Below are 25776 nucleotides of genomic sequence, written 5' to 3'. Positions count from 1 at the left end.
ACCGCGCCCCGAACAGACCGGCGCGGCCAAGGCCCGCCGGTTCAGCCGAGGACGGCGGTGACTTCGATCTCCACCAGATGCTCGGGGGCATCCAGCGCCGCGACGCCCAGCAGCGTGGCCGGCGCGACCCGTACAGCCCCCAGCTTCGCGGCCGCCGCCCGTCAAGCAGCTCCCTCACGATGTCCGCGTGCCCCGCGCGCCGTCCGGTCTCCTCGACGAGATGGATGAGCACCCAGCGGAGGTCGGCGTTGCCGGAGCGGCAGTCGGGGAGCTTCCACGCACTCATGGAACTGCTCGCCCATCACGGCGACAACCCCGAAGACCCCATACCGGTAGCAATCGAGACCCCCCGCGGCCTTCTGCCCCGGTGCCTGCGCGCCACGGGTAGGGAGATCTACGCCATCAACCCGCTGGCCGCCGCCCGCTACCGGGATCGCAGCAGCGTTGCCCGGGCCGAATCGGATGCTGGTGACGCCCGGGTTCTGGCCAACATCCTCCGCACCGACAAGGCCGCCCACCGGCCGCTGCCCGCCGACAGCGAGCTTGCCCAGGCCATCGCGGTCCTGGCCCGTGCCCACCAGGACGCGATCTGGGACAAGACCCAGATGGTCAACCGCTCCGCTCCGGGGAAAGCGCTCGCGGAAGCGTCGCACTTCCGGGACGAGTTGTATGCGTGTCTGGCCAGCCCCCGCCGGCCAGACTCCTCGTGGCGCCGCCGGAATCCGGTGGATATCGGCGACCTGTTCCGCCGCGCCTGAGCGGTGCGCTCGACCGTCTCCAGGACACATGGATCCATGCCGGCCCGGTCACGGCGCCGCCCGGCTCCCGGCCGGGAGCCGGGCGCCATCCGTTTCGCCCGGGTGCGTCCCGAGTGATCGGGACGGACGCTGGGAGAGGGCCCGGGAGCGGGCGCCCGGGCCGCCGGTCAGCGAGCACCTGATGGGAAGTGATCGGTATGACGCACCGTTCCCGGACACAGCGCCTTGTGATGCTTTCGGCCTCCGCGGTCCTCATCGCAGGAGGTGTGCCGGCTTCCGCCGCGCTGGCCGCCCCCTCCGCCCCTGCGCCGCTGCACGTCACGGCCCTACCCGCTACGCCCGCCGTGGACTGGGTGGAGACCACCGATCCGCCCAGTGGCATCACCGCAGAGCTTCCCGGGAAGGCCACCGTCCGGAAGGCGACCGTTTCCGTCGACGGCAAGCCCGTCGACGTGCGCGCGTACATCGTGGAGACCCCGGACGGAGCGGTCGGCTTCGCCGTCCACGACATGCCGGGCGACCGGTACCCGCTCGAGGACAATCTCCAGCGCATTCTCGAGTCGTACATGCAGAACACTGTCGAGCCCCTGACCAGCAGTAACGTGCGGAAGGTGACATTCGACGGCCGTCCCGCCCTCGACGCACGTCTCACCTCCGAGGCCGAAGGCGCGACCCTGACCGGCTTCATCCGCCTCATAGCGGACGACAAGCACCTCGTGCAGGCCCTGGCCCTCGGTCCCGAAGCGAACGAGAAGGCCCTGAAGGCCATGCACGAACGGCTCATCGCCAGCCTCCGCATCCCCTGACCCCGCCCCCGCAGCGCCCGCCATCTCCTCCGCGTGAGGACGTTCAGCGCACGGCTCGACGGCGCACCGGTTCTGGGGGCACCCGGTCATCTGGGGCCCGGGGCCGTCAGGCGTCGCCGGTCCACACCTCGGGGCCGCCGCCCTCCCACCGGACCGGCCCGTCCTCGGACAGATCCACATCCTCCAGACCGGCCCGCCGCAGGAACTCCGACACGTCCGCGGGCGTGAACGCCCGGCCGAGGTCCGCGTCCACGCCGAGCGCGTGCGCGGTGACCTTGCGCCCGCCCTGCGGCGACACGGGATGGATCACGATCTCCGTCTGGTCCGCCATGCCTCCAGCGTGCGGCGCCCCGGCCGGCACGGCATCCGGAGCTCACCCCGGTAGCTGCGTTCACGTGTCGCGAGATCACAGCAGTCCTTGACGCTCTCTCAGAACTCTGGGAGGGGACGGCGTTTGGGGGCGGGCGGCTGGGTCAGACGCGTGGATACCGGAAGCTTTTGCCTGGGGGTGGGGTGCTTCCGGAGCGGGCCCCGCCGCATGCCGCCCTTCCCCCTGGCGTCATGGGGGCAGGCCCGCCCGCACGACGGGCTGCCGCCCGGATCCGTACGGCACCCGGACACCACCCCGCACCCCGGCCTCCTCCCCGGCCGGGGGACCCCGGGGGCCGTCCGGCAAGCCCCCGGCGCCGGCGCTCAGACCACCGGCCCCCGGGCAACGGACCCGACGGCAGCAACCCGCCACATGATCCAAATCGATGAGTCCGGGCGTCACCGGCCGTCGCCGCGATCACCTGCCCTGCCCGTACAGTCCAAGCGCAGATGCGCGCAGCGGATCCCGCCTTCGGGGTACCACTCCATCACCGGCCCATGGAAAGTGCCTGGGCCCGGGCCGCTCACCCCATCGGGGGGGTAGCCGTACGTCTGGTCGTACGGCTGGCCGTCCGTCTCGCCCGGGGCGACAGGATTCCTCCTCGCATCCCACACGCCCAGGGAAATGAAAGGGGCCACGCCCACGAAGAAGCCGCTGCCGGTGAACCACCATCCGGCGGTCGTCAGCTGGGCATCCGCGAAAGGTCCGGGGGTGTGCTGGAACAGCCCGATGACGATAAGCGCGAGACTGACCACAAGGATGCCCACGAACACCGGCGCCGGCTCGCAGAAGCGGGCCGCCGTGGGCTGCGGGGGCGTCCCGGGACCCGACGCCACGGGGGACGGGTCCTTCGGGCGGACCGCGAAGACTGGGGCAGGCGCCTCGGACGCGAGCAGAGCGTGAGCCTTCCCCACACGGTCGTGCGCGCGCTCGAAGGCGTCGACTTCCTCGGGGGTGGCGTCCAGGGCTGCGACCAGCGCCTCGAGATGCTCCCGGGCCATGGGCTTGCCCGTGCCCATTCTCAGCACCTGCGCCGCCGCCCACCGCTGGGCGGTGTCCGGCTTGTCGCCGAAGGCCTTGGCTGCCAGCCCGGCCAGCGTCAACCGGGGCGGGCTGCCGTAGCGCTCCTCCAAGTGCTTGAACGAGCGCGCCATGTCCGCGGCAGTGTGCACGGTCTCCAGCAGGTCCAGGAGCTGTTTGTCCCTCTGTCCGACGCCGTCGATTTCGCTGTTCACGGCGTTGTCCTGGCTGTCCTGCCGTTGTCCCGGGACAGACAGGTCAGTCGGCCGGTCGCGTTCGTCCGCCGGTTGTCCCGGGACAACCGGCGGCCCGGCCGCCGCGGTGCCGGCACGGGCTGGAGGCCGGAGACCGACTTCCTCGCCAAGCTCGTCGAGCTCCGCGTCCTGGGCTTCCAGCCGTTCCTCGACCAGTTCCAGGAATTGCGCGAGCTCGTTCAGAGCAGGCAGTCTCTGCTCCCCGGTAACCGGGGCTACCTCAGCCTCCAGTACCGCCTCCCTGCCCAAGGCCCGCAGCGCCGCTTCGTCCCGGACCACCCGCTGCTCAGCCGCTGCACGGATCGTGAAGGCCTTCTCCTCCAGACGGCGGGCGTGTTCCAGCTGCCCACCGGCCCGGTCCCAGAACTCCCGCAGCTGCTCCAGCTCCTGTTCCAGCTCGGCACGCCCTTCCCTGTCCTGCTCCAGCTGGACTTCCAGCCTGGTGCACTGCACCTGCAGCAAGGACACCGCCTTCTCCAGAGCCCGGCGCTGGGCCTCGGACTCGTGGAGCCTCTGCCAGGCTTCGGCGTTGCTCTGCTGGGCGGCGGCCAGGTCCTTGTACGCCTGCGCCACCGGACCCAGCCGTGCGCCCTCCGGATCAGCCGGCGGGAGCACCCCGTCCCGGAGGGCCTGCCCTGCCCGCTTCGCCGCTTCCAGGAGCCGCAGGCCCTCCCGGAGCCGGGCGGCCCCATCCGTCGTGACGTAGCGGCGCACCACTGCCTCGATCAGTTCCCTGGATGGCGGGCGGCTGCCGCTGAGGACCTCGCTCCACGACGTCCTCGCGTACGGGAAGCCCTCAGCCTTCAGCTCCTCCACCAACGTGCGGGTCGTCTTCCCTCTCGTGACGTTCCGCAGCCACACGGCCAGGGCGTTGGCCTCGTCCGTCCGCCCCCGCAGCTCGCCTTGCGGCCGCCCCGCCATCCCGCCCCCTGAAGAGATCTGTCCCGCAGGACAACGCGCCGGCTGTCCCGTCCTTCCGGCCGGCGACCTGTGAAAACGCTGATCGGCCGAAGCGAACATTGTCGTGGCCCGCGACGGTGAGTCTCCGCCCAATCCCGAAAACCGGAGACCCGTCATGGCTGCTCCCAGCATGCCCCCGCGCCGCAACTGGCCCTACGTCGTGGCCGCCATCATCGTCCTCGCTCTCCAACAGGGCTGGGACGCCGACCAGGTCACCACCCTCGCCGTCAGCCTCCTCGTCCTCATCGCCGTCATCACCGCCGCCGGCCACGACCGCGAATAGCACCGCACGGACACGGGGCCACACCCCCGCGCCCGAACACGCGTGCACCGGCGGGCCCGCCCCCACTCCTCACCCTCAGCGCCCACGGCGGCTGGAGGTGAGGGCAGTGACGGAACGGATCGCCCGCCGCCAGACCGGCACCGGCAGCACCCTGCCACGTACTCGTCGCAGACCTCACGCCGCACACGCATCACGAACCAGACCCCAAATCGAGCATCGATGACCCGTCAACCAGGCCCTACATCGGAAGGGTGCCGATATTCATCAGTATCCGGTTCTTCAAGGGCAGTTGAGGACACACCGCACAAGCCACCCACGCGTACACGAGGCCCGGATCCATCCCCGCGGGGGACAGCAGCACCTTCCCGGGGGCTGCTTTCGGGCTGGCGCCCGGCCCGCTTCCGGGCTTGCGAAACGGGTCGTTCCGCGAAAGGAGCGCGGCTTTGGCCAGGCCTGAGCTTGCCGTTTTACCCTTCTTCCCGCGCGTACTCGCAGTGCGATGATGTGCTGTGGTCAGTGATGTCGAGTGGGGTCGAATCCGCGCCCAGTTGCGATTTGGGCAGGTGTTCACAGGAACGGTCGTCCGCGTTCCCCGGCCGGGGGCGATCGGCGTGTTCGTAGACATCGGGCTTGCGGTGGGGGGCTTCGTCGACGTACTTCTCCTGCCTGCCGAGACAGAGGCTTGGCCAACGGAAGGCGTCGTCACCCGGTTCGAGGTGTGGTGGACGGACTGGCCGCACCAAATACGTCTGAAGCCCCTGGATCCGAACTTCTTGCGTAAGGACTGGACCGAGTTCCTGACCAGGTGGCGGCCTGACTGGCCTGCGGAAATCGGCCAACCAACCGGCCCTTCGGTGCTCGGTTAAGCAGGGCCGTTCTTGCCGTTCATCAGGTTCGTCGGGGTTTGGTGCCGACCTTGTGGTGGGTCGGGTGCAGGACTCGTCCGACGTCGTAACGGGTGGCGGGCCGCCGGTTCTTCGAGCCGAGCGGGCGGCCAGGGCCGGGGCGGGTGGGTTTTGGTGCACCGGCTGGCGTGCCCGTCTTCGCGTGCAGGTTCCTGAACCCGCGGCGGACCCGGGCGGGCGTGAGTCTGTTCGGTTCCGCCGGCCGCTCCCACGGCCGGCGCAGATCCCGTGCGAGGGGGCGGGCGAGGCGGAGCTGAGCGTGTGCGGCCAGGACGAGCCAGGTCCAGCGGTCCCCAAGACCGCGTACGCCTTGTCGTCCGACGATCAGAATTGACGCTCCCTCAGGTGTCTGTCGGCCGCTGCTGCGTTCGGCTGTGGACGGTGATGGTGCTGGTCATGCAGACCGATGCACCGTTCTGGGACTCACTGGCATTCGCCGGTATCGACGAAGTGGATGCCGAAGCGGTTACGGCCGCGTTCGGGACGGCCGAGGTGGCGGCGAGAGGCAGCGCGACGGGCTCTGCGTGTCCGGACTGCGGCCGCTTCTCGGATGCATCATGATTCGTCGACGTCTTATAGTGAAAAACTATGTCTCACTTAAAGAAGCCCTCTCCCATTGTTGTCACCGGGGCCACTGGGACGATCGGCCACCCGGTCGTCGCAGGGCTGCTTGATGCCGGTCACACGGTGCGCGGAATCTCGCGACACCCGCAACGCGCCTCACTGCCGGATGGTGCGGACGTGGTCTTCGGCGACCTGGACGACCCGTCCACACTGAGGCACGCATTCGACGGTGCCGCGCAACTCGTCCTGATCGCGGGCCCTGAGACCGTTGAGGCGGTCGTCTCTCGCGCAAAACAGGCGGGCGTCGAGCACGTGGTTGTGGTCTCCTCCGCCGCCGTAACGGCCGGCTACGACACGGCGTACAACGCCGTCGTCGAGCAGGCCGTCATGGACTCAGGACTGGATTGGAGCATCGTGCGTCCCGGTGAGTTCGCGACAAACTCGCTCCTCATATGGGGACCAGCGATCAAGGTAAGTCGCCGAGCTGTGGAGCCCTTTCCTGATCAGATCGGGCATCCCATCCATGAGGCCGACGTTGCCGACGTCATCCTGGCCAACCTGCTCGACCCACACCGCCTCGGACGGATCGACACGATCATTGGACCGGAAAGTCTCACCAAACGCGAACAGGTTGCAGTGATCGCAGAGGCGATCGGAGAACAGATCACGCTCGATGAGGTCTCCGCCGAACAAGCCCGCGACTTCTACCGAGCCCAGGGGGGCTTCGCGGCCGCGAACGCAGACTTCCTGTTCGGATTCGAAAGCTACGACGGCATCGAAGGCATCACAGATGAACCCGCTGGCACGAGGGCCCCGGAGGACGATGCCTACCTCACACTCGACCGAATAACGGGAAGTCCAGCTCGCACCTTCCGCCACTGGGCGCACGGTCACGCCTCCGACTTCATTTGAGCGATGGCAGGGGCAAGCACTCTCAGAGGTCGCGTCCTCCCGATGTTCCATCCCGTAATTGGCGTTTCATCCGGTTATACCGCGTCGCGCCACGAGATGGTGGCTTCGCCGGTGAGGCGGCGGGCCATCAGGTCGGTCATAGCGGGGTGGATCACGGCTTCAGAGCGGGCGGGTTCAGGAGCGGTCAGCACCCCGGGACCGTTGCCAGATCACCGACCGCCTCATCGTCGACTCGCTCGACGATCACGAAGGCGTTGCCCCGGCCGAGGTTCGCCACCATCCGGCTCAAGGCCGTGGGCCCCGGATTCCTCACCTGACGACCGCGCTTGTCTCTCGCTTGCAGCATGGCCCGATCATCCCCCACAGCTCTGACGCCAGTTAAGAGCAACCACGTCAGGTCCGCTCTCGCTCCCCACGTTCCCCAGTTGGTTCACAGAGTGAACCAACTGGGGCGAAGAGTAGCCCTGAGGAGAATTCGGGCTCTGACCGCGATTGCGTGAGGGCCGAAAGTGCGGGCGAAAGGGGTATGCCAGAGTGAGAACCATGACCCGTTCCGAGTTTGATGACGAGCTGACCCCATATCTTCAGGGGTCTACTTCGGCGTCATGGTCTGTTAGAGCGGCCTCAGGCCGGCGTCTGGCCGCCGTCGCGGAGGTTCCCGAAGTGGCTGAGGTCTTGCACCGGCTGTTGCTGGATGGTCGCGACACTTTCGTCATTCAAGAGACGGCGCAGGCTCTGCTCGGACGCTGGGACGTGCTTGGTCTGCGCATGGTGCTGGCCGCGCTCGCCAGCGCGGATGACGACTCTGGCGATCACCTTGATGCTGCAATCCTCAATGTCTGCGGTCAGTCCGCAGAGGACGGGGAACGGCTCGCGGCACTGTGCTCAGCGTTGGCATCGGATGCGGATAACGCCGTGAGCGGGGAAGCCCGCAGGATTCTCGAACCACGGCGGTCGCCTGACCGCTACTCACCCTGAGTGAGGATCCGGGTCCGGAGGAGCGTGAAGGAGGCCCGACCGTACATCGCTCGCTCGCGCGTTTTCACGCGGTTGACATGGCCTTCGACGACGCCTGAGCTCCAGTGAAGCGTGAGGCCGGCGGTGACGGCGTCGAGATCCTGGCGGAGGAATCCTGCAAAGCCCCTGACCGGCTTCGGAGCGTCCTGCTCCGCCTGACGGATCCACTGGGTCAGCAGGAAACCACGCCTGTGGCGGAGGAGCTCGGTGATCTTGCGGGGCTGGATATGTCGGCACGGACGGGTTCTGCGTATCCGGCTCGGAGGGCGGCGAGGTGTTTGCGGACGACCTGGCGGCTGCCGCGGTGGCCGCGTTCGCAGATCTCCAGGTATGGGCGGCTGCCGCTGACCTGGGTTTTCACGAAACTCCGGTCAGAGCGAAATTCGGGATCGGCATCAGGCGTTGGAGCCGGCGGAACTTCTCCACCGGATCCATCGGCACCGCGAATCACCACACGAGAGAGGCGGCCCCGCGTCACCGCCCCACCGCAACAGAAGTGCCGCCGTGCAGGGCCAAAGACCTGCGCGAGCATGCGTCTGACAGTCCTGTCTGCCGGGGCACCTGTTCGCTGTTCTGGGAGAAGGACGCGTTTGCGGAGCAGCGGGGAACCATGTCCTCCCATGCCTGAAGGCCCGGGGTTCCCCCGCAAGATGACCGCCGGGGCACAGCACGGACCCGCGCAGCCCACCCGATCTCCTACTCCCAGGGAGGTGTTGGTCGGCCCTCCGCATCCAGCCCGTATCGCCACCGGCCACCGAGAAACCACCCGGCGTCGCCAACGTCGGCAGCCTGCCGGGCGAGGGCGTCGGCTCCCTCCGGGTCCCCCGCCTTCTCCCGCATCCGCGCCAGCTCGACCAGGGCGTAGCCGTTGCCGAGGTCTGCGAGTTTCTCGGCCAGGGCGTCGGCCCTGTCCCGGTCCCCGGCCTTCTCCCGCGCCCGCGCCAGCTCGACCAGGGCGTCGTGGTCGCCGGCGGCAGCGGCTTGCCGGGCCAGGACTTCGGCTCCCTCCCAGTCCCTTGTCAAGATCCGTATCAGCATCAGAACGCCCAGGGCGTGGCTGTCGCCGTCGGCGGCCCGCCGGGCGAGAGCCTCGGCTCCGTCCCGGTCCCCCGACTCCTCCCGCAGGCGCGCCAGCTCGACCACAGCGTCGGTGCTGCCGGCGTCCGCAGCTTGCCGGTACAAGGCCGCGGCTCGGTCCCGCTCGTTGGCCTTCTCCCGCAGCCCCGCCAGCTCGACCAGGACGTCGTGGTCGCCGACGGCAACGGCTTGCCGGGCCAGGGCTTCAGCTGCTTCCCAGTTCCCTGCCAACCCGCGCAGCCGGGTCAGGAAGGACAGACCGTGAGTGTCGCCGGCTTCGGCGGCCTGCCGGGCCAGGGCTTCGGCTCCGTCCCGGTCCCCCGACTCCTCCCGCAGGCGCGCCAGCCAGCTCAAGGCGTGAGCGCTGCCGGCGTCGGCGGCCTGTCGGGCGAGGGCTGCGGCTCCGTCCCGGTCCCCGGCCTTCTCCCGCATCCGCGCCGCGTCAACCAGGGCGTCGGTGTCGCCGGCTTCCGCGGCTCGCCGGTACAAGGCCGCGGCTCCGTCCCAGGCGGTGGCCTCTTCCAGAGTCTGCGCGAGAACGCGCAATGCGGCGGTGTCCCCGGCGTCAGCGGCCTGCCGGGCCAGGGCTTCAGCCCCATCCCTGTCCCCCGCCTCGTCCCGCAGTCTTGAGAGGAAGAACAGGGCGCGTGTGCTGCCGGCTTCGGCGGCCTGCCGGTACAGGGCTTCGGCTCTCTCCCGGTCCCCGGCCTCCTTCCGCGTCCGGGCCAGCTCGACGAGGGCGTCGGTGCTGCCGGCGTCCGCGGCCCGCTGGCGGAGGTGGTGGGCCCATTGGAGGCGGTACCGCCTTTCGGCTGCCTCCGCAAGGTTGAGGAGGTCGTCGGGCCGGGTGAGGTGGGTACAGGCGGCGTGCCAGAAGGAGGCGCGTGGGCAGATGGCCCGGCGAGTGGCACGCCCGTGCTGTTCGAGGTAGTCGGCGAGCCGGAAGCCCGGCGCCGCCGCCGGTACCGATGCAGTGACCGGGATGATGATGCCGGGAGGGTAGCGCCGGGGGCGGCCACCGGCGCGGGTCAGGGGTGCCTGTTTGCCATGGACCGGACGGGTCAGATCAGCGAATGCCGATTCCGACCAGTCCTCGGTGAGCCCGGCCAAGTCCTGGTCGCTGACGTAGTCGATCGCGGCGTCGGTGAGGAAGTCCTGCGGAAGGTGCAGGCCCATGCCGAGGCGACGAGCGTCCATCGCCGCCTCCAGCACCGCCCTGACAACCGGGGTGCCGTGCTCATAGCGGCGCAGCAGTTCAGGTGCGCCGGCCAGATCCTGGGTGACCCGCCCGTCGGAGCCGGCCCGGGTGAGGGTGTCGGCCAGCAGCCGATCGCCGCGTTCTGCAAACCTGGCCGCTGTGCGCAGCGCCTGCCGGTCGAAGGTGTCCGGGACGGTGAGAGTGTGGCCGGTGAGCAGTTCGCGGACGCGACTGTACGGATCGGCACCTCCTGGTGTCGGGAGGGCCATGTACTGGTCGGCATACTCCCGCCACAGCGTGCCCAGGACCAGTACCGGCCCGCGATCATGGTCCGTGAGCAGACCGTGGACAGCGGCCGCGACCTGCTCGCCCAGCCGGGGATCACCGAGGTAGTGCTGGGCCTCGTTGAGCCACACCACCGTGCACCGCTGCACCCGCTGCAGGTCCTTCAGCGCGGCTCGGGCTCGTTTGGGGGCGAAGGGATGCCACAGCCCCCACCCTTGTCGAGCGAGCGGCTGGACGGCTTCCCAGCAAGCCCTCGTCTTGCCGGTCGAGGACGCTCCGACCAGGACCACGATCCGGCTACGACCCTCTTGAGCATCGCGCACCGACTCCGCCAGGACATCGTCGTGGGCCCGCGGGACATAGCCCGGCAGCGTCCCGGCACCTGCCGCAAGCCCCTGCCCAGCGGTGGAGGACCCGGCCGGGTGCACCTCCAGGTCGTGCGGATCCCATTCGCTGATCGGCTTCGCCGGCCCCTGCTCCCGGCCCGGTGGGGAGGCAGCCTCGGCCGCGGCATCCCGCCGCAGACTCAGCAGTTCTCGCTCCCGCAGACGCAGCACGCGTGCGATAGCCACAACCGTCTCGGCCGACGGGGCACCCGCCCCCTGCCGGAACGCCTCCTGCACGGTGGTGCGACTCAGCCCGGCCGCCCCCGCGACCTGCTTCTTGGACAGCCGAGCGCCGGCCAGCCCGTCGGCCAGTCTCTGCCGCAGCTCTTCAAGGGCTTCTTCTCGCCCCCTGCACTCACTCACATGCACCTGCCCGCCCCGGTTCGGGGTGTTCGCCGGTGTTCATCATCGTCCGGCCCGAGCCCCGGCGCACACCGGTTCCGCAATATTCGGCACGTCAAAACCCCACCGTCTGCAGGGAGCTGGTCGTGTCCGGTCTTGTCGTTGTCCTGCTCACCACCGCGCTGGTGTTCCTCTTCGCGCTGCTGACCTCTGTTGGCGCTGCCAAGCTCGCCCGCTTGGACGGCGCCACGTACCCTGCGGCTCTCGCCCGGGCCGCCACCGCCTTCGCTGTGACGTTCGCTCTCGCGGCCACCCTGAGCGGCGCTCTCGCACAATTCCTCTCGTGACGGCGGTACGTCGCCGGGCCCTGCTGAGGCCGGCTCATTCAGTCACGGAAGATGTCAGCCCTCGTACTTCGACTCAAGGTGGGCCCGGACAGGTCCGGGGCACTGCACGATCGTGACGGTCCGCAGCTTGGTCATGCAGTAGGTGACCCGGGCTCCATCGATCTCGTCCGTGTAGCTGCTTGTTGGTGGTTTTCCCTTCGGGACCTGTCCGGACAGCCGGACACAGCATCCTCCGGGGAGCAGTGAACCCCCTCAGCGTGTTCGTGACGGGATGGATTATCTGGTGGATCCAGAAACGCCGACCGCGCGCGCCCACACCTGGGCGGCCATAACAACCAGCGCGGTTGGATACCTGGCGTCGTACACGGGAGTGGGTTCTGGCTCAGTTTCTGGAGCCAGAACCCACGATCCAGGAATAGAGCCAGCCGATTCAGCCGTTCGCTTTGGTCTCGCGATCGGGGCGGCCCGCTTCTCGGCGTGTTCGCGGGCGTAGCGGGACTCGGCTGTGCACCACACCGGCCAGCGGGCCGATCAGCGGCCGGTGACGTTGGGGCGGCTCGGTGGTACTGCTGCCCCCAGAGCGCTCTGGGCACCGGGCCTCACCCACGCACGCCATATCGGCGCCCCAGCGACAGCAGCAAGGAACGGAGGACGTCAGGTGTCAGGACCCGGGGTCCGCCCCGGGCAGGCCGAGGAGCACGGCAGGGCGCGCCCGGGACGGCGTGCACCCGGCCCTTCGACGACCGGACACACCGCGTCGCCCCACGTTTTGTGCAGCGCGGCGCGCAGCCGGTCGTTCATGGCGCCGAAGGGACGGCACCGCAGACGCCGTCACCCGCGGCAGGCACCGCGGCAACGGCGCCCCGAGCACCTCCGTCAGCCGGTCCGCCGCCCACCCCGCCCCACCGGCGAACAGTTACCGGACCGGGCCCGGACACCGGGTCACCTCAGCCAAGCCGGGGTGGAGTGCACGGGCTCATACGGCGCCGCACTCAGCCGCTGTCTCCACGGCCAGGGCATCACCGTCTTCCCGGGCTCAGCGGATCTCGTACCGGTCCTGCGCGTCGAGTACGTCGTCCGCGTATCGCGCGGCCCACGCGCCCATCGCCCGCATCGGCGTGAGCAACGCCGTGCCCGCCTCGGTCAGGGCGTAGTCCACGCGCGGCGGGGCCTCGGCGTACGCGCGGCGTTCGACGAGGCCGTTGTACTCCAGCCTTCGCAGTGCCTCGTTCAGAACCTTCGGGCTGATCCCGCCGATTCGCGCCACCAGCGCGCGGGGCCGCATCGGGCCGGTCACCCCGAGCGTGAAGACCACGACGCTGTCCCAGCGGTTTGCCAGCACCTCGAAGGCGACGCGCGCCCGACAGTCCGCCGTGTACGCGAGGTCCGGCAGGCCCGCGGCAGGATCGGTCAGTTTCTCCATGCCGCCCATCCTGCCTCCGCCGATGGACACCGAACGGTGCGCGTCGGCGTCCGTAGCGTCATCCCGCAGAACGGAACGAGCAGGACGAGACAGGACGAGAGGGAACACGACGATGCGCATAGGTGTACTGGGTACGGGGGACATGGCGGCGGCACTGGGCGGCGCGTGGGCACGGGTCGGGCACGAGGTGTTCGTCGGCGGGCGGGACGCGGCCGCTGCCGAGGCGCTTGCCGGGCGGATCGGGGCGGCCGGACACGGGACGCCCGCGCAGGCTGCGGGGTATGGGGAGGTGGTGCTGCTCGCCGTACCGGCCGGGGCGGCGCCGTCGCTGGCGCGGGAGCACGCCAGGGCACTGGCCGGGCGGACGGTCGTGGACTGCACGAACCCCCTCGCCCCCGGGCCCGGCGGCGTGATGCTGACGACCGGCGCCGGGGAGAGCGTGGCCGGCCTGATCGGGGCGGCGGCGCCGGGCGCACGCGTGGTGAAGGCTTTCAACCTGGCCCACGTGAGCATGTGGAAGCACCCGGCGGGCGTCTTCGGCGCGCCCCCGCCCGCGGTGCCGTTCTGCACGGACGACCCGGGGGCCGCCGAGCACGTCGTGGAGCTGATCACCGCGATGGGGTGGAGCCCGATGCCGGCTGGCGGGCTGGACCGGGCGGCATACGTGGAGGCCACGGCTGCGTTCGTGATCGGCGTGTGGTGGGCGGGCGACTCGCCCGCCCTGGCCTTCCCGGAACCCCCGAGGGCCGCCTGATGCCCGCGGGCCCCGGGAGCAACGGCCGCTCGGGGCCGGGTTCGCGCGAACCGGGCCCGTGGGGGGTGGGTGGCACGGTGTCCTCTGAAAGGTGATCCCGACCGTTCGCCAGGTGCTGCTGTCCCCGGCCACGTACCAGCAGCGCACGGGCAAGCAGTTCCTCAGCGCCTGATCCGTCTCCAGGCCGCCTCGGACGCGGCACATGCTGCGGTATTGAAGAGCCCGACGTCGGAGGCTCTGCAGGCGTGGCGGGACCGGGCGGCTGCGGCACAGGCCGCGGTGACCGTGTACGCGAAAGAGATCGGGGAGCCGCGGAACAAGGTCGAGGCCGCGGTGAAGGGCGGCGGGCCGCCGGCAACGGGTAGGGATCAGTCAGCCGTCACGGGCAGGGCGTCCAGGTGGGAGTCGGAAAGCCGGAACCCGAACTCGTCGCGGAACCAGCTGCCGTACCGGGCCCGGGCGATCAGGCGCAGCTGCTCGCGGTCGTGCTCCGTCACGTCATTCCACAGCTCGCGCCTGTAGGACATCGACACGACGCACGGCGCCCCATGGGTGGTGTCGGTGACGGTCAGACGGACGAATTCTGCACTCACGGCGTCCCTTCCCTCGGGTGGCCTCAAGTGTGGCAGGCCGGTGCCTGACGGCGCCCCGTCTCCGCATGGTCGGGGCGGGGCGCAGCCATGTTCATGCTGTCCGGGGCAGGCTGGCCCGGGGTCAACGGCGGCGGCGCTTGACGAACACCGTGATGCCGAGGCCGAGGCACACGGCAGCGACGGCGCCGAGTGCCGGCCACTGCCAGGAGAAGCCGGCTTTCGCAGCCGCGGATTCCGCGCGTGGCGCCGCAGCAGCTGTTTGGCCCGCGCCGGGGGTGGGGGCCTTCGAGGGGGCCGGGCCGTCCAAGGGGTCAGCGTCGGGCGCCCCCGGGTCTCCCGCGTGATCGAGGAGCACCTTGCTGGGGCGGGGGATTCCGTAGCCGACGTAGTCGTTGCGCTTGACGCCGTCGCGGGGGGCACCGGCGGTCTGGATGAGGACGCGGGCCACCTGGTTCGCGGTCCAGTCGGGGTGTGCCGACCAGACGAGCGCGGCGGAGGCGGAGGCGAGACTTGTGGCGTACGAGGTACCTCCGTCCGACATGCACCAGGCGGTGTTCTCCTTGCAGCGGACCGGGGCTTTGCCACCGAAGGAGGCCAGGTCCGTGTCCTGCCCGTGGGAGGACAACGGCATGGGGTCACCGTTGATGTCGACGGCTCCGACGCCGAGGACTCCCCCCAGTATGGCGATGGGGTTGGTGGAGTTTTTCTCCGCGCCTTCGTTACCCATGGCGGTGAAGATCAGCACCCCCTTGCTCTGCGCGTACTCGACAGCAGGCCGGAGCTTGTCAAAGGACCACCAGCCGCCGATGGACAGGTTGATGATCTTGGCTCCGTTATCGGCAGCGTACCGAACTCCCTTGGCCGCTTCGCCGATCGCGCCGAAAGCCATGGGCGTGCCGATACTGGTACGGATGGGCATGACCCGGGCGCCGGGAGCGAGGCCCTGCGGGCCGCCCCCCGAGCCGTCACCGACGATCGCTGCGGTCATGGTGGTCCCGTGCCCGACGAAATCCTCGTGCGCCGGGTACGTCTGATCCGGGTGGCCGACCGGCGGCTCCATGAACGAAACACCGGGCAGGACCCGCCCCTTGAGCCCTGGAAGATCTTTGACGCCGCTGTCGATGACGGCCACCGTGATTCCGGTGCCGTCTGCGACCTTCCACATCTCCTGGGCTCGCATCTTCGTGAGGTACTCCGGCAGGTCGGTATCGGCGGCCGCCGGCATCACCGTGCCCGCGCTGATCGCCCCGACTGCGACGATCATGGCCGCCACTCTCCGCCACGACCCGTGTCGGCGTATGTTGCCCCGCATTTATGCCCCTCTGTGTCCCTGCGCGCTGCAATCTCGCACGCACCCACCCCATCACACTGTCTGTCCAGGGCAGCACCTGACTCTCCGTGAACTCCAGCTCCTGTGCGGCACGGCACCCTGCACGGGGAAGGACCCGGCCCCCGCGAAAACGCACCACCAGCTCGCCGGGAACCTCCCGCTCCCGGTCGCTGCAGTCGCTGACCCCAAGGCCGAGCTGTACCAGAAGGCGGCGAAGGCCCGGATCCGCGGCCGGTCCGGCATGAGCCACGACGAACTCGCCGACGCCCTCACCAACGCCAAGAGCGGCTGAGCAGACGGGAGATGTTCGGCCCTCTCAACCGGCGGCCGCGGACTGGCCTGCTCCGTCCGTCCGGGACTCCAGTCATTCCCGCGCCTTGGCCAGGTCCGTCGTCATCGTTCTGTCGGATGCCGCGCCTAGGCTGTCCGGACGGACCGGCATCAAGGAGCAGCACAGTGCGGATAGAGCGTCATCAGGTCGGCGAGGCAGTTGTTTCGGCGGCCCGCGAGGACTTCGCGAACCGGATCGGGGGGCAGGTCCGGTCCATGTCGAAGGCCGGTCGGATGGCCACCTACGAATGGCAGTCGATCGCCGAGGACTTCCTCGACTACCTGGGCGCCCTCTCCGTCGAGACGCCCAGCCTGGACACTCCGGAGGCCGAGGCCGTTCTCAAGGACGCCGCCGAGGCCGCGGCCGGCGCCGTCTCCTTCGCGGCGTACCACCCGCACTGCACGTTCCGGGTCTTCCTCGACCACGTGAACTTCGGCATCAGTTACGACCCGGGCGACGAGGACGACACCCAGGAGAGCATCACTCCTGGCGAGTGGATCGACGCGTTCTGTCTCGCGCTTCTCAGGGACAGGGCTCAGTGGCACGGTGAGGCCTTCCACTTCGCCCGCCAGAAGTTCGCCGAGGCGGCACAGGGAAGCCCCGCGGGCGAGCTGATCACCGGCTTCACGGCCCAGTTCCTCGACGACACCGGAAACGATACGGAGTACCCGCCGAGCGCGCAGGCGAAGCTCGCCGCCATCGACGCCGCACTGGCCCGCGTCCGACGCCGGGCCGAGGAGACCGGCGAAAGCCTCCTCGACCGCCCGGACAGTCTGGCGCTGAGGACCCTGCGCGCCTTGGCCGCCGAGGACAGGGATGCCTTCGACTCCGGACTGGCGGCCCTCCTGCTCACGCACGCCACCGCGCACGGTCCCGCCGCCTCGCCGGCCAGTCTCCTCCCGCTTCTGCCGCTCGGCCTGGCCTCGGTCGCGTACCGGACTCTGGGCTGGATGCCGGCCGCCCACTCCGACTACCTCCCGCACGCCCTGGTCACCGGCTTCGAAGCCCGGGGCCCGAGGGTGGGAGGCCTCGGCCGCGACCGGCGGCCGGACGCGGTCGCCGCGCTGGCGGCAGGCCCGCTGGTGGTCCAGCGGCCGGCCGGCGGACGGCCCGTGAACCCGATGATCGAAGCCCTGTGGGACCAGTCCACCCAGGAGGCCCTCACCTCGGAAGAGGGGAAGCCCCTTGCCCTGTCGCAGCTGGAGAGCGCCATGCACTACCAGGAGCTCCTCTTCAAGTTGCGCGCGGGTGACTCGGCCGACGTCACGGACGCCCAGCTCTCGAACCTGCGGCTGGCTTCCCGGCTGGGGGCGGCCCTGTTCCGCATCGCCCTGGCGGAGCCGGGTACCGAGGCCGAGGTGAGCATCGACGGCCAGAACCTGCGTTGCCTCGCCGCGCGCGACCAGGCGGCGGGCGCCGGCAACTGGACGAATGCCGTTGTCTTCGCCCTGATCACGGGCGTACGCGAAGATCTCGCCCCCCTGGTCCTCGCCGGCCCTGCGATCGCCGGCAAGGACGGCTCGGCCTTCGCCTCGTACCGGGAGGCCCTCCACGCCTACCTGACGGGAGTCGATGCCGAGCCGGCGGCGCAGCGGGCGCTGCGTGGGGCCGAGCAGGCCATGGAGTGGGGCTTCTTCCCACCGCCCGCCGTACTGCTGTCGCAGCTCGTGGAGGGCGACGAGGAGAGCTTCAACCTGGCCTTGGCCGATGCCCTCGAAGCCCACCGCGACCACTACCAGGTCGCCGACCGCGCCGACACCCTCGACGTCGCGATCGACCTCAACGTCCTGGCCTTGGCCTGCCACGCCCGACGCCGGGGATGGGACATCCGCGTCGAGTCCCCCTACCTGCCCCAACGGCTCCTCAAAGCCGCCCGCCCCGTCTAGGCCGTTCCCTTTCGGATCTCGCCGGGCCCGCGCCGCCCGGCACCATGTGCGACGCCGCCGAGGCCCTTTTGCCGATCCTCGCCCCCGGCCGGAACGACGCACGCGCCCCCGGCGACTGATCAGGTCGGACGGCCGGGGAAGGGGTGCAGTCGTGGCGTTGGCAGCCGCGTCCGTCACCGTGCCAGTCCAGGAACGACACCGAGGGCGGACGGGCGCGCGACTTCCCCGGCCTGGAGGCACGGCTGGAGGACAGCCCGTCCAGCGGGGCGCGCACCGGCACCTATCGGACCGCAACCATCAGCCACCGGGCCAGGCTCACCGCCGACCGACTCGCCGCCCTCGCGAAGCCGGGCATGGACTGGGCGTGACACACCGCCCCGCTCGTCGTTGAGCCGGGAGGTCAGCGAAGTGAAGAAGGCCCCGGGACGTCGTGACCCCCGGGGCCTTCGTCCGTGTGCCTGTGCTGTGTGGCGCAGGGCCCGGCCGGTGTGGCTACCGGGCGGCCGGGCCCTGCTTGCGTGGGGCAACCCGTCGTCCGGTCTTCCCATCTGGACTGTCACACGCGGGGGTGCCCGGGTCGTGCTGGGTGTGGCGGGTGGGTGACCCGGCGCCCGTATCCCGCCCCACCCTCGTCAAGAGCCCTGCCGTGCTGGAACGCGCCCTCTCGGAATCGTCCGGTGTGAGCGCGGCTCGCGGCACGGTACGCGCGAAGGCGCGCCGACCGTGCAGGTGTGGTCACGCGTTGGAGGGTTCGTCCCAGGGCAGGACGAGCGACGCGGTGCCCTGGCCGGTCCAGGCGACACGGCAGGTGCGGGTGTCGGCGTGGGCGCGCCAGCCGTGCATCCGGGCGTCGTAGTCGGCCCGGATCAGCGCGGTCCTCACCCGTACGGGGCGGGCAGGCGTGACGCTGCCGTCCCATTCCAGGACGTCGACCACCGGCCGGCGTCCACGGCCGCCCACCCGCCGCCGGCGACCTGCCGGGCCCACGTACGGGGTACGGACAGCTGGACCAGCGGCTCGTCGCCGTACTCGACCTTGAAGGAGAAGACGATGCCCGGCTCGCCGTCGGTGACGGTGGACTCCACCCGGGCCGCGGGCACCTCGGGAACGCGGGAGGCGTCATGGCCTGCGGCGCGCTCGCGCCCGGCCCGGAACGCTGGAGGCGGGTCCGGATGCGTCGCGTAGCCCATGTCGTTGAACCAGGCCGCGAACCCGGAACGCACCGCGTCCGTCACCGCCCGGCCGATCAGCTCCCTCGCCCGCCCCACCCGCACCGTCCACCATCCCCTTCACTGCCCGGTTCCGGCTCCCGGCTTCGCCCCGGGCGCATCGCGCCCGGGAACGGGGGCGAGACCACCCTGCGCGGAGCCGACACCGCTCCCAGACGGTTTCTCGACGGACCGACTCCCCTCTGCTTCGGCACCGTTCGTCGAAGTGTGTGGTGCTCAGCGGTACGGCTCGTGGTCGTCGCGATGGGCGATGGAGCGGTCCTCGAACCGCCAGGAGCGGCTGTGGCTGCTCAGGGCCCAGCCCTCGGGCGCAGACCGGGCGGCGTAGGTCCAGGCCGCGAGTTCGGGAAGCGCGTGCCGGAGCAGGGCCAGGCGGGCGATGCCCCGTCGGATGTCCGCGATCGGGGCGATGTGGATCCGTACGGTGTTCCACAGACCGGGATCGATGCCCGTGCCGTAGTTGGAAGAGAGCGGCGGTATCCACTCGACGTGCAGCAAGGTGCCGTCACTCCAAGTGCGGTCGTCGAACCGCAGGTCGACGGCGATCGTCTCTCCCGTACCAAGGGCAGTGCGGATGTCTGTCGGCGAGAGCGGCCACGACAGGTCCCGAGGCAGGCGGCGGTTACGTGCTGACACGGGACCCGAGGATGACATACGCCCTGGTGGAACCACATGTGCTTTTCACAGTTCGTGCCGACGGCCGTGCGGAGGCACGGCACGGTGAGCCGGTGCGGGCCGGGGTCTCGATGCCGAGAACGGCGGGGTGCCGAGAACGGCCTGGAGGAGCTGTGCGCGGCACCCGGGTATCCGGCGCCCCCTCAGGAGTTGGGTGCCACGGCCGCACTGATGATGTCGGAGTGGTCGAACGCCAGGCGCTCCGGCAGATCCTTCACGGGCCACCAGCGGGCGGTGCGGCGTCGTCCCCGGCGATGGCCGGCTGCCGTCGAGGCCGATGACCATGTACGCGAAGGTGACGTACGTGCCGCGCGGGTCGCGGCGACCTGGTCCCAGACGCCGATCTGGTGGAGGTTGCCGACGGGCACGTGAACACCGGTCTCCTCGGCCGGCTCGCGGGCGGCGGCCACGAACGGCGATTCTCCGGCGTCGACATGGCCTCCCGGCAGCGCCCAGGCCCCTTGGAAGGGCGGCCGGCCGCGCTCGATCAGCAGGACGTCGCCGCCAGGGTCAGGGCAACCACGTCGGCGGTGTAGATGTTCTCGGTCCCGGTCAGGTTCGCCTTTCGGTCGAGGTGAGCGAGCGCCGGCCGAACCAGGCCGACGGCGCAGCCCGGCCGGGCGACTGGCCGCCTCCGGGCCGAGCGGCCTCCCGCGGCAACGGCCGGGCGCTCGGGGGTGCGGGAACCACCGGGAGCGGCCGAGGCAGTCACCGCCCGGGCGTGCGCGGCCGGGGCGGGCGGCGGCGGCCGGACCGGGGGGCGGCCTGCGCGGGGCCGAGCCCCAGGTTGTTGTAGGTGAGCGCGCTCCACACCGGGTCCTCCTGAACCTTGTTCTGCGGCCGGTTGTCCGCCAGGCCGGTGAACGGGGAGTCGCCCAGATGACGGCGACGAGGACCGGGGCGCCGGGATGGATGGACCTTTGTGGCCCCGGGTCACGGGCTGAACGACCATGGCCCGGCTCCTTGGAAGGGGCCGGGCCGTCTTGGCTGCGGGATGTCAGGCGAGGGCGAGGAAGAGCTTTTCGAGTTCTTCCTCGGTCATGGGGGCCTGGTTCTCGTCGGCGTTGGCCATGCACTGACGCATACCGCTGGCCACGATCTTGAAGCCGGCGCGGTCCAGGGCCTTGGAGACGGCGGCGAGCTGGGTGACGACGTCCTTGCAGTCGCGTCCGGCTTCGATCATGGCGATGACGCCCGCGAGCTGCCCCTGGGCGCGGCGCAGGCGGTTGAGGACCGCGTTGACTGCGTCGTCGTCGACTTTCACCGGTGCCTCCTGGATGTGTGCGCTGCCTTCCGATAGTACCCCAGGGGGTATCTGGCGGGTGAGGGTCCGCAGCCGCGAAGAACACCGGCGACCCGTGCCGTCGGCCGCCCGCCCCTCATCCCCGCGGACCAGGATACCCATGGGGGTATTTGACAGGGCGCGGAAGCACTCCTACCGTCGAGAATGTAATACCCCAGGGGGTATCTGGACCCGATGTGCGCCGAGCGCCCTTCGGGGTCGGCTCGCCCGCCCACCCCTCCACCCTCTGAAGGTTCCGGACTTCTCCCTCTCCGCCTGCCGGCCTGCGCCGCACTGTGCCGTCCCGCATACCCGGGTGGGTATGTTCTCGCTTCTGCTGGAGGTCTCTCGTGTTCTTCGCCCAGTACTACCTCGACTGTCTTTCCCAGGCGTCCTACATGATCGCGGACGAGTCGACGGGCCACGCTGTGGTCGTGGACCCGCGCCGGAACATATCGGAGTACCTCGCCGACGCCGAGGCCCGCGGGTTCCGGGTGGTCGGCGTCATCAACACCCACTTCCACGCCGACTTCGTCGCGGGCCACCTGGAGATGGCGGCGCGTACCGGGGCATGGATCGGCTACGGCCGACGGGCCGAGACGGAGTACGCGATCCGCAAGCTCCTCGACGGCGAGACGATCAGCCTGGGCGGTACGACCCTGGAGATCATGGAGACGCGGGGGCACACTCCGGAGTCGATCAGCGTGCTGGTGTACGAGAACGGCGGGGACCGCGTTCCGTACGGGGTGCTGACCGGGGACGCGCTGTTCATCGGAGATGTGGGCCGGCCCGACCTGCTCGCCTCGGTCGGTGTGACGGCCGACGAGCTCGGCGCGATGCTGCACGACAGCGTGCAGAACAAGCTGATGGGCCTGCCTGATGAGGTGAGGGTCTTCCCCGCGCACGGCGCGGGTTCTTCCTGCGGCAAGAACATCTCCACGGACAAGCAGTCCACGATCGGCGAACAGCGGGCTACGAACTACGCCTGTGCGCCGATGAGCGAGGCCGAGTTCGTCGCCCTGGTCACCACCGGGCAGTCCGCGGCTCCCGGCTACTTCGCCTACGATGCCGACCTCAACCGGCGTGAGCGCGGGCTGTACGACCCGGCCGCGGCGCCCCGCCCGCTGACCGCGGCCGAGTTCGCCGAGCGCCGCGAGGCCGGCGCGGTCGTCGTCGACGCCCGCGACCCGCAGGAGTTCGCGGCCGGACATCTGCGCGGCTCGGTGAACGTGCCCGCCGACGGCCGGTTCGCCGAGCAGGCCGGCACCGTGCTGGACCCCGGGACGGAGCTGCTGGTCGTCGCCCCGCAGAACCGCGAGGAGGAGGTCGTCACCCGTCTGGCGCGCATCGGTTTCGACCGCGTCGCCGGCTACCTGCGCGGCCCCGACGACGCCCTGACCGCGCTGGCCGAGGAGGTCACCCCGGCCAGCCGGCTGACCGCCGCCCAGCTGCGCACCGCGCTCGCGGGCGACCGGCCGCCCCTGGTCATCGACGTCCGCAACTGCGGTGAACGCGGCGAGAACGGCTTCATCGACGGTGCGCTGCACATCTCCCTGGGCGAGCTGGCGCACCGCCTGGACGAGATCCCGGCCCGCCGGCCGCTGGTCCTGCACTGCGCGGGCGGCCACCGCTCCTCCACCGCCGCCAGCCTGCTGCGCCACCACGGCTTCACCGACGTCTCCGACGTCCTCGGCGGATACGCCGCCTGGGCACTGCTGAACCCGCCCGCCGCCGTCTGAGCCCTGCCCCACGAACCGCCGGCCGTCCCGGAACGCCCCCGTCCGCCCTGGCCGGGCGCCGGGGCCGCCGGCCCCTGCCCAAACACGCGGGCGCCCGCCCGCCCTTCCTGCTGATGGAGCACCCCTTCATGGCCCACGACAACCCCACCCTCACCGCCGCCCTCACCCCTGCCGCCCTCGCGGGCCTGCTGGCGGAGGGCACCGGACCGCGCGTGCTGGACGTACGCACCCCGGGCGAGTTCCGCACCTCCCACATCCCCGGCTCCTGCAACGTCCCCCTCGACACGCTGCGCGAGCACCGCGCCGAGTTGCTGACCCACCTCGACGAGGACGTGGTCCTCGTCTGCCGCTCCGGCGCCCGCGCCGCCCAGGCCGAACAGGCACTTGCCGAGGCCGGGCTGCCCGACCTGCCGGTCCTGGACGGCGGCATGATGGCCTGGGAGGCCGCCGGAGCCCCGGTCAACCGGGGTGAGGCCCGCTGGGACCTGGAGCGCCAGGTCCGACTGATCGCCGGATCCGTCGTACTGGTCACCGGCGTCGTCGGTGTGTTCGTGCCCGGGGCGCACCTGATCGGCACCGCCTTCGGCGCCGGGCTGACCTTCGCCGCGCTCAGCAATACGTGCGCGATGGGCATGCTGTTGTCGAAGCTGCCCTACAACCGCGGCCCGCGCACCGACATCCGCACCGTCCTCGCCCCCCTGCGGGAACGAGCGTGATCACCCTCGTCCTGGCGGCCTCGGTCCTGATCGGCATCAGCCTGGGCATCCTCGGCGGCGGCGGGTCCATCCTGACCGTGCCGATCCTGGTCTACCTCGCCGGAATGGACACCAAGGAGGCCATCGCCACCTCGCTGTTCGTCGTCGGCGTCACCAGCGCCGTCGGGCTCGTCCCCCACGCCCGCGCGGGCCGGGTCCGCTGGCGCACCGGACTGCTCTTCGGCACGGTCAGCATGGTCGGTGCCTACGGCGGCGGACGCCTGGCCGAGCACCTGCCGGGCACCGTCCTGCTCGTGGCATTCGCGCTGATGATGTTGGCCACCGCCGCCGCCATGCTCCGCAAGTCCGGCGAACCGAAGGCGGCCGGGCCCGCCCACACCGAGCAGCCCGTCACGTACGTGATCGCCGAGGGACTCGTCGTCGGCGCGGTCACCGGCCTGGTCGGCTCCGGCGGCGGATTCCTCGTCGTCCCCGCCCTCGCCCTGCTCGGCGGCCTCCCCATGAGCGTCGCCGTCGGCACCTCCCTGCTGGTCATCGCCATGAAATCCTTCTCCGGACTCGCCGGCCACCTGTCCGGCGTCCAGATCGACTGGAGCCTCGCACTGATGGTGACCGCAGCCGCGGTCGCCGGCAGCCTGATCGGCAGCCGCTTCACCGGCCGCATCCCCCAGGACACCCTGCGCAAGGCGTTCGGCTGGTTCGTGGTCGTCATGGGGATCTTCGTCCTGAGCCAGCAGCTCCCGCACGCCCTCCTGGCCAACCCTCTGACCTGGGCCGCCCTGGCAGTCCCCGTGGCTGCCGCCGCCGCGTGGGCCGCGGTACGGGCACGCCGCAGCCCACCTGGCACCCACGCGACACCCCGCCACTCCCGCGAGCCGGCCGCCACCCCTGGGGCCGAACACCTGTAGAGGTATCCGCGCCGGCCGGCTCCTGGGCGCGCAGGACATGCCGTCCCGCGCAGCGCGTCGGCCGAACCGGTCGGCCACGGGGCATACAGTCCGCCGGCGGCAGAGATCCGGCGCAGGATTTCGCGGTCACGCCCACATCAGGAGCGATGCGAGGGTGACGGCTGCTTGGTAGGACTGGGCGGTCTTGTCGTACCGGGTGGCGATGCCACGCCACTGCTTCAAGCGGTCGAAGCACCGTTCCACCACGTTGCGGTGCTTGTAGACCTACCGCGCGAGGGTCGGGCGGGCGGTCACCCCTGCTGCCTCGCCGTGCCTGCTGACGAGACGTGAAAGAGCCGTGCGCGGTGCGGAGGCGACTGTTACGGTCGGCTGCATGTGTTCCGTCATCCACAACTGGCAGGCCCTGCGTACCCGGTCGACGCGCTGACCGTGGTGTCGGCCGTCGCCGACACCGGGTCCCACGTTCAGCGTTCACCGTTCACCTCAGGATGACGAGGATCTTCACCATGCGCGCAGACTCGCGCCCCACTTTCGTATTGGTTCATGGCGGCTCCAGCAACGCCCGGGCCTGGGGCCCGTTGCAGAACGAGCTGGCCTTGCTCGGCTACCGTTCGCTCGCCGTCGACCTGCCCGGTCACGGCGACCTCGCCGATACCCCTGCCGCCTACTACCGGCAACCCCAGGACGTCACGGCACTCGCCGCCGCGCCCTCCGCGCTGCGCGGTGTCACGTTGAAGGACAACGTGCGCCACGTGCTGGACACCCTGCGACGGCTCGCGGCGTCAGGGCGGATCGTCCTGGTCGGCAACAGCCTCGGCGGTCTGACGATCAGCGCCGTCGCCAACGCCGCACCGGAGCTGCTCGACCGCGTGGTCTACCTCTCGGCGCTCTGCCTCAGCGATCCGGGCATGCTCGACGAGGCGTGGGACGTGGTCGACGACAACCTGCTGGACGCCGCAGTGGCCCGGATCGCTGTGCCGGGCGTGCGCGATCCGGGCGTGGTCCGGCTGAACTGGCGGGCCGCACACGCCGATCCGGACGTGTTCGCCGCGTTGAAAGCCGCTGTCATGGCCGACTCGACCGACCACCAGTTCCGGCTGCTGCTCGACTCCCTGGACCCGGACGAGACCTACTCTGCGATGGAGCCGGGTGCGTTGGTCCGGGCCGACGCGTGGGGGCGGGTGCCGCACACCTACGTCCGGCTCTCCGCCGACCGGAGCCTTCCCCTGGCGGTCCAGGACCACATGATTCGCGCGGCGGACGCGTTGACCCCACACCATCCCTTCGACGTCCACACCCTCGCGGCCTCACACGTCGGCTACTTCAGCCGGCCGCAGGTCTTCGCGGAGCTCCTGACCAGCCTCGTCTGAGGCGCCCCGCACCCCGGGCGACCGGGGTGCGGGGCCCCGGCCCCTGTCCGGGGTCC

At 70.6% G+C, this 25776-nt stretch carries 25 protein-coding genes and 6 pseudogenes; 14 read left to right on the top strand and 17 right to left on the bottom strand.

Translation table 11 applies throughout. The features are described 5' to 3' along the window. Positions 1-41 precede the first annotated feature (41 nt). A pseudogene (locus tag ACWGE1_RS26830) lies at positions 42-155 on the bottom strand (RidA family protein); the annotation flags it as partial. Beyond that, positions 152-247 (bottom strand): annotated as a pseudogene (locus tag ACWGE1_RS26825) (mycothiol transferase); the annotation flags it as partial. The pseudogenes ACWGE1_RS26830 and ACWGE1_RS26825, both read right to left, overlap by 4 nt. A gap of 25 nt (positions 248-272) precedes the next feature. On the opposite strand from ACWGE1_RS26825, the pseudogene ACWGE1_RS26820 reads away from it, so the two are divergent. Next, positions 273-617 (top strand): annotated as a pseudogene (locus ACWGE1_RS26820) (IS110 family transposase); the annotation flags it as partial. Positions 618-1024: 407 nt separating this feature from the next. Beyond that, positions 1025-1564, top strand: a complete 540-nt coding sequence (locus ACWGE1_RS26815) for a hypothetical protein (RefSeq protein ID WP_453423035.1) — start codon at positions 1025-1027, stop codon at positions 1562-1564. A 106-nt stretch (positions 1565-1670) separates the two neighbouring features. Here ACWGE1_RS26815 and ACWGE1_RS26810 read toward each other — a convergent pair whose 3' ends face one another. Beyond that, positions 1671-1895 (bottom strand): hypothetical protein, encoded by a 225-nt coding sequence (locus ACWGE1_RS26810; protein WP_453423034.1) that lies wholly within the window; start codon positions 1893-1895, stop codon positions 1671-1673. 437 nt (positions 1896-2332) lie between these two features. Then, positions 2333-4024, bottom strand: coding sequence for a hypothetical protein (locus tag ACWGE1_RS26805; RefSeq protein ID WP_453423033.1), 1692 nt, complete (start codon positions 4022-4024; stop codon positions 2333-2335). 259 nt (positions 4025-4283) lie between these two features. Here ACWGE1_RS26805 and ACWGE1_RS26800 point away from each other — a divergent pair, with 259 nt between their 5' ends. Further along, positions 4284-4451, top strand: coding sequence for a hypothetical protein (locus ACWGE1_RS26800; protein ID WP_453423032.1), 168 nt, complete (start codon positions 4284-4286; stop codon positions 4449-4451). 888 nt (positions 4452-5339) lie between these two features. On the opposite strand, the pseudogene ACWGE1_RS26795 reads toward ACWGE1_RS26800, so the two are convergent. Next, positions 5340-5648, bottom strand: a pseudogene (locus ACWGE1_RS26795) (NF041680 family putative transposase); the annotation flags it as partial. A gap of 89 nt (positions 5649-5737) precedes the next feature. Between ACWGE1_RS26795 and ACWGE1_RS26790 the strand changes: the two are divergent. Continuing rightward, the gene (locus ACWGE1_RS26790) at positions 5738-5917 is read left to right on the top strand and encodes a hypothetical protein (RefSeq protein WP_453423031.1); all 180 of its coding nucleotides are present in this window, start codon (positions 5738-5740) and stop codon (positions 5915-5917) included. Between the two features lie 27 nt (positions 5918-5944). Next, positions 5945-6832 (top strand): SDR family oxidoreductase, encoded by an 888-nt coding sequence (locus tag ACWGE1_RS26785; RefSeq protein WP_453423030.1) that lies wholly within the window; start codon positions 5945-5947, stop codon positions 6830-6832. Between the two features lie 74 nt (positions 6833-6906). Here ACWGE1_RS26785 and ACWGE1_RS26780 read toward each other — a convergent pair. Then, positions 6907-7005: pseudogene (locus ACWGE1_RS26780) on the bottom strand (IS5 family transposase); the annotation flags it as partial. A 370-nt stretch (positions 7006-7375) separates the two neighbouring features. On the opposite strand from ACWGE1_RS26780, the gene ACWGE1_RS26775 reads away from it, so the two are divergent. Next, positions 7376-7810: a HEAT repeat domain-containing protein gene (locus ACWGE1_RS26775; RefSeq protein ID WP_453423029.1), complete on the top strand. Its 435-nt coding sequence runs from the start codon at positions 7376-7378 to the stop codon at positions 7808-7810. Here ACWGE1_RS26775 and ACWGE1_RS26770 read toward each other — a convergent pair. Both ACWGE1_RS26770 and ACWGE1_RS26765 read right to left on the bottom strand, forming a co-directional pair. Continuing rightward, positions 7798-8061, bottom strand: coding sequence for a transposase (locus tag ACWGE1_RS26770; protein WP_453423036.1), 264 nt, complete (start codon positions 8059-8061; stop codon positions 7798-7800). The genes ACWGE1_RS26775 and ACWGE1_RS26770 overlap by 13 nt on opposite strands. A 484-nt stretch (positions 8062-8545) precedes the next feature. Next, positions 8546-11158, bottom strand: a complete 2613-nt coding sequence (locus tag ACWGE1_RS26765; protein ID WP_453423028.1) for a hypothetical protein — start codon at positions 11156-11158, stop codon at positions 8546-8548. A gap of 125 nt (positions 11159-11283) precedes the next feature. Here ACWGE1_RS26765 and ACWGE1_RS26760 point away from each other — a divergent pair, with 125 nt between their 5' ends. Continuing rightward, a complete protein-coding gene (locus ACWGE1_RS26760) occupies positions 11284-11484 on the top strand; it encodes a hypothetical protein (protein ID WP_453423027.1) in 201 nt (66 codons plus the stop codon). A 1036-nt stretch (positions 11485-12520) separates the two neighbouring features. Here the strand turns inward: ACWGE1_RS26760 and ACWGE1_RS26755 are convergent. Beyond that, the gene (locus ACWGE1_RS26755; RefSeq protein WP_453423026.1) at positions 12521-12907 is read right to left on the bottom strand and encodes a winged helix-turn-helix transcriptional regulator; all 387 of its coding nucleotides are present in this window, start codon (positions 12905-12907) and stop codon (positions 12521-12523) included. 112 nt (positions 12908-13019) lie between these two features. Between ACWGE1_RS26755 and ACWGE1_RS26750 the strand changes: the two genes are divergently transcribed. Next, a complete protein-coding gene (locus ACWGE1_RS26750) occupies positions 13020-13661 on the top strand; it encodes an NADPH-dependent F420 reductase (RefSeq protein WP_453423025.1) in 642 nt (213 codons plus the stop codon). 368 nt (positions 13662-14029) lie between these two features. On the opposite strand, the gene ACWGE1_RS26745 is transcribed toward ACWGE1_RS26750, so the two are convergent. Continuing rightward, the gene (locus tag ACWGE1_RS26745) at positions 14030-14254 is read right to left on the bottom strand and encodes a hypothetical protein (protein ID WP_453423024.1); all 225 of its coding nucleotides are present in this window, start codon (positions 14252-14254) and stop codon (positions 14030-14032) included. A 121-nt stretch (positions 14255-14375) separates the two neighbouring features. After that, entirely contained in the window at positions 14376-15518 is a 1143-nt protein-coding gene (locus ACWGE1_RS26740; RefSeq protein WP_453423023.1) for a S8 family serine peptidase, read from the bottom strand. A gap of 522 nt (positions 15519-16040) precedes the next feature. Between ACWGE1_RS26740 and ACWGE1_RS26735 the strand changes: the two genes are divergently transcribed. Together ACWGE1_RS26735 and ACWGE1_RS26730 are read left to right on the top strand one after the other, a co-directional pair. After that, the gene (locus ACWGE1_RS26735; RefSeq protein WP_453423022.1) at positions 16041-17801 is read left to right on the top strand and encodes an Imm49 family immunity protein; all 1761 of its coding nucleotides are present in this window, start codon (positions 16041-16043) and stop codon (positions 17799-17801) included. A 143-nt stretch (positions 17802-17944) separates the two neighbouring features. Further along, the gene (locus ACWGE1_RS26730) at positions 17945-18169 is read left to right on the top strand and encodes a hypothetical protein (RefSeq protein WP_453423021.1); all 225 of its coding nucleotides are present in this window, start codon (positions 17945-17947) and stop codon (positions 18167-18169) included. A 367-nt stretch (positions 18170-18536) separates the two neighbouring features. On the opposite strand, the gene ACWGE1_RS26725 is transcribed toward ACWGE1_RS26730, so the two are convergent. From ACWGE1_RS26725 to ACWGE1_RS26705, 5 genes are all read right to left on the bottom strand, one after another. Then, the gene (locus ACWGE1_RS26725) at positions 18537-18683 is read right to left on the bottom strand and encodes a hypothetical protein (RefSeq protein ID WP_453423020.1); all 147 of its coding nucleotides are present in this window, start codon (positions 18681-18683) and stop codon (positions 18537-18539) included. Beyond that, complete coding sequence (locus tag ACWGE1_RS26720; protein ID WP_453423019.1) at positions 18680-19069, bottom strand: hypothetical protein; 390 nt, start codon at positions 19067-19069, stop codon at positions 18680-18682. The genes ACWGE1_RS26725 and ACWGE1_RS26720 overlap by 4 nt, the downstream gene beginning before the upstream one ends. 177 nt (positions 19070-19246) lie before the next feature. Then, a complete protein-coding gene (locus tag ACWGE1_RS26715) occupies positions 19247-19666 on the bottom strand; it encodes a hypothetical protein (protein ID WP_453423018.1) in 420 nt (139 codons plus the stop codon). A gap of 182 nt (positions 19667-19848) precedes the next feature. Continuing rightward, positions 19849-20781 carry an NUDIX domain-containing protein gene (locus tag ACWGE1_RS26710; RefSeq protein WP_453423017.1) on the bottom strand — a complete coding sequence of 311 codons (933 nt, stop codon included), beginning with the start codon at positions 20779-20781 and terminating at the stop codon, positions 19849-19851. Continuing rightward, positions 20703-20969: a metal-sensitive transcriptional regulator gene (locus ACWGE1_RS26705; RefSeq protein WP_365075569.1), complete on the bottom strand. Its 267-nt coding sequence runs from the start codon at positions 20967-20969 to the stop codon at positions 20703-20705. The genes ACWGE1_RS26710 and ACWGE1_RS26705 overlap by 79 nt, the downstream gene beginning before the upstream one ends. Positions 20970-21337: 368 nt before the next feature. On the opposite strand from ACWGE1_RS26705, the gene ACWGE1_RS26700 reads away from it, so the two are divergent. The 3 genes from ACWGE1_RS26700 to ACWGE1_RS26690 all read left to right on the top strand — a co-directional run bounded on the left by ACWGE1_RS26700 (position 21338) and on the right by ACWGE1_RS26690 (position 24350). Further along, positions 21338-22726: an MBL fold metallo-hydrolase gene (locus ACWGE1_RS26700; RefSeq protein WP_453423016.1), complete on the top strand. Its 1389-nt coding sequence runs from the start codon at positions 21338-21340 to the stop codon at positions 22724-22726. A gap of 128 nt (positions 22727-22854) precedes the next feature. Further along, complete coding sequence (locus ACWGE1_RS26695) at positions 22855-23442, top strand: rhodanese-like domain-containing protein (protein ID WP_453423015.1); 588 nt, start codon at positions 22855-22857, stop codon at positions 23440-23442. Further along, a complete protein-coding gene (locus ACWGE1_RS26690) occupies positions 23439-24350 on the top strand; it encodes a sulfite exporter TauE/SafE family protein (protein ID WP_453423014.1) in 912 nt (303 codons plus the stop codon). Before ACWGE1_RS26695 ends, ACWGE1_RS26690 begins: the two co-directional genes overlap by 4 nt. 126 nt (positions 24351-24476) lie before the next feature. Here the strand turns inward: ACWGE1_RS26690 and ACWGE1_RS26685 are convergent. After that, a pseudogene (locus ACWGE1_RS26685) lies at positions 24477-24611 on the bottom strand (transposase); the annotation flags it as partial. Positions 24612-24856: 245 nt separating this feature from the next. On the opposite strand from ACWGE1_RS26685, the gene ACWGE1_RS26680 reads away from it, so the two are divergent. Beyond that, complete coding sequence (locus ACWGE1_RS26680; RefSeq protein ID WP_453423013.1) at positions 24857-25720, top strand: alpha/beta hydrolase; 864 nt, start codon at positions 24857-24859, stop codon at positions 25718-25720. Positions 25721-25776 lie beyond the last annotated feature (56 nt).

The sequence above is a fragment of the Streptomyces sp. NPDC054932 genome, assembly GCF_053610205.1.
This window is presented reverse-complemented; position numbering and strand designations above follow the sequence as displayed.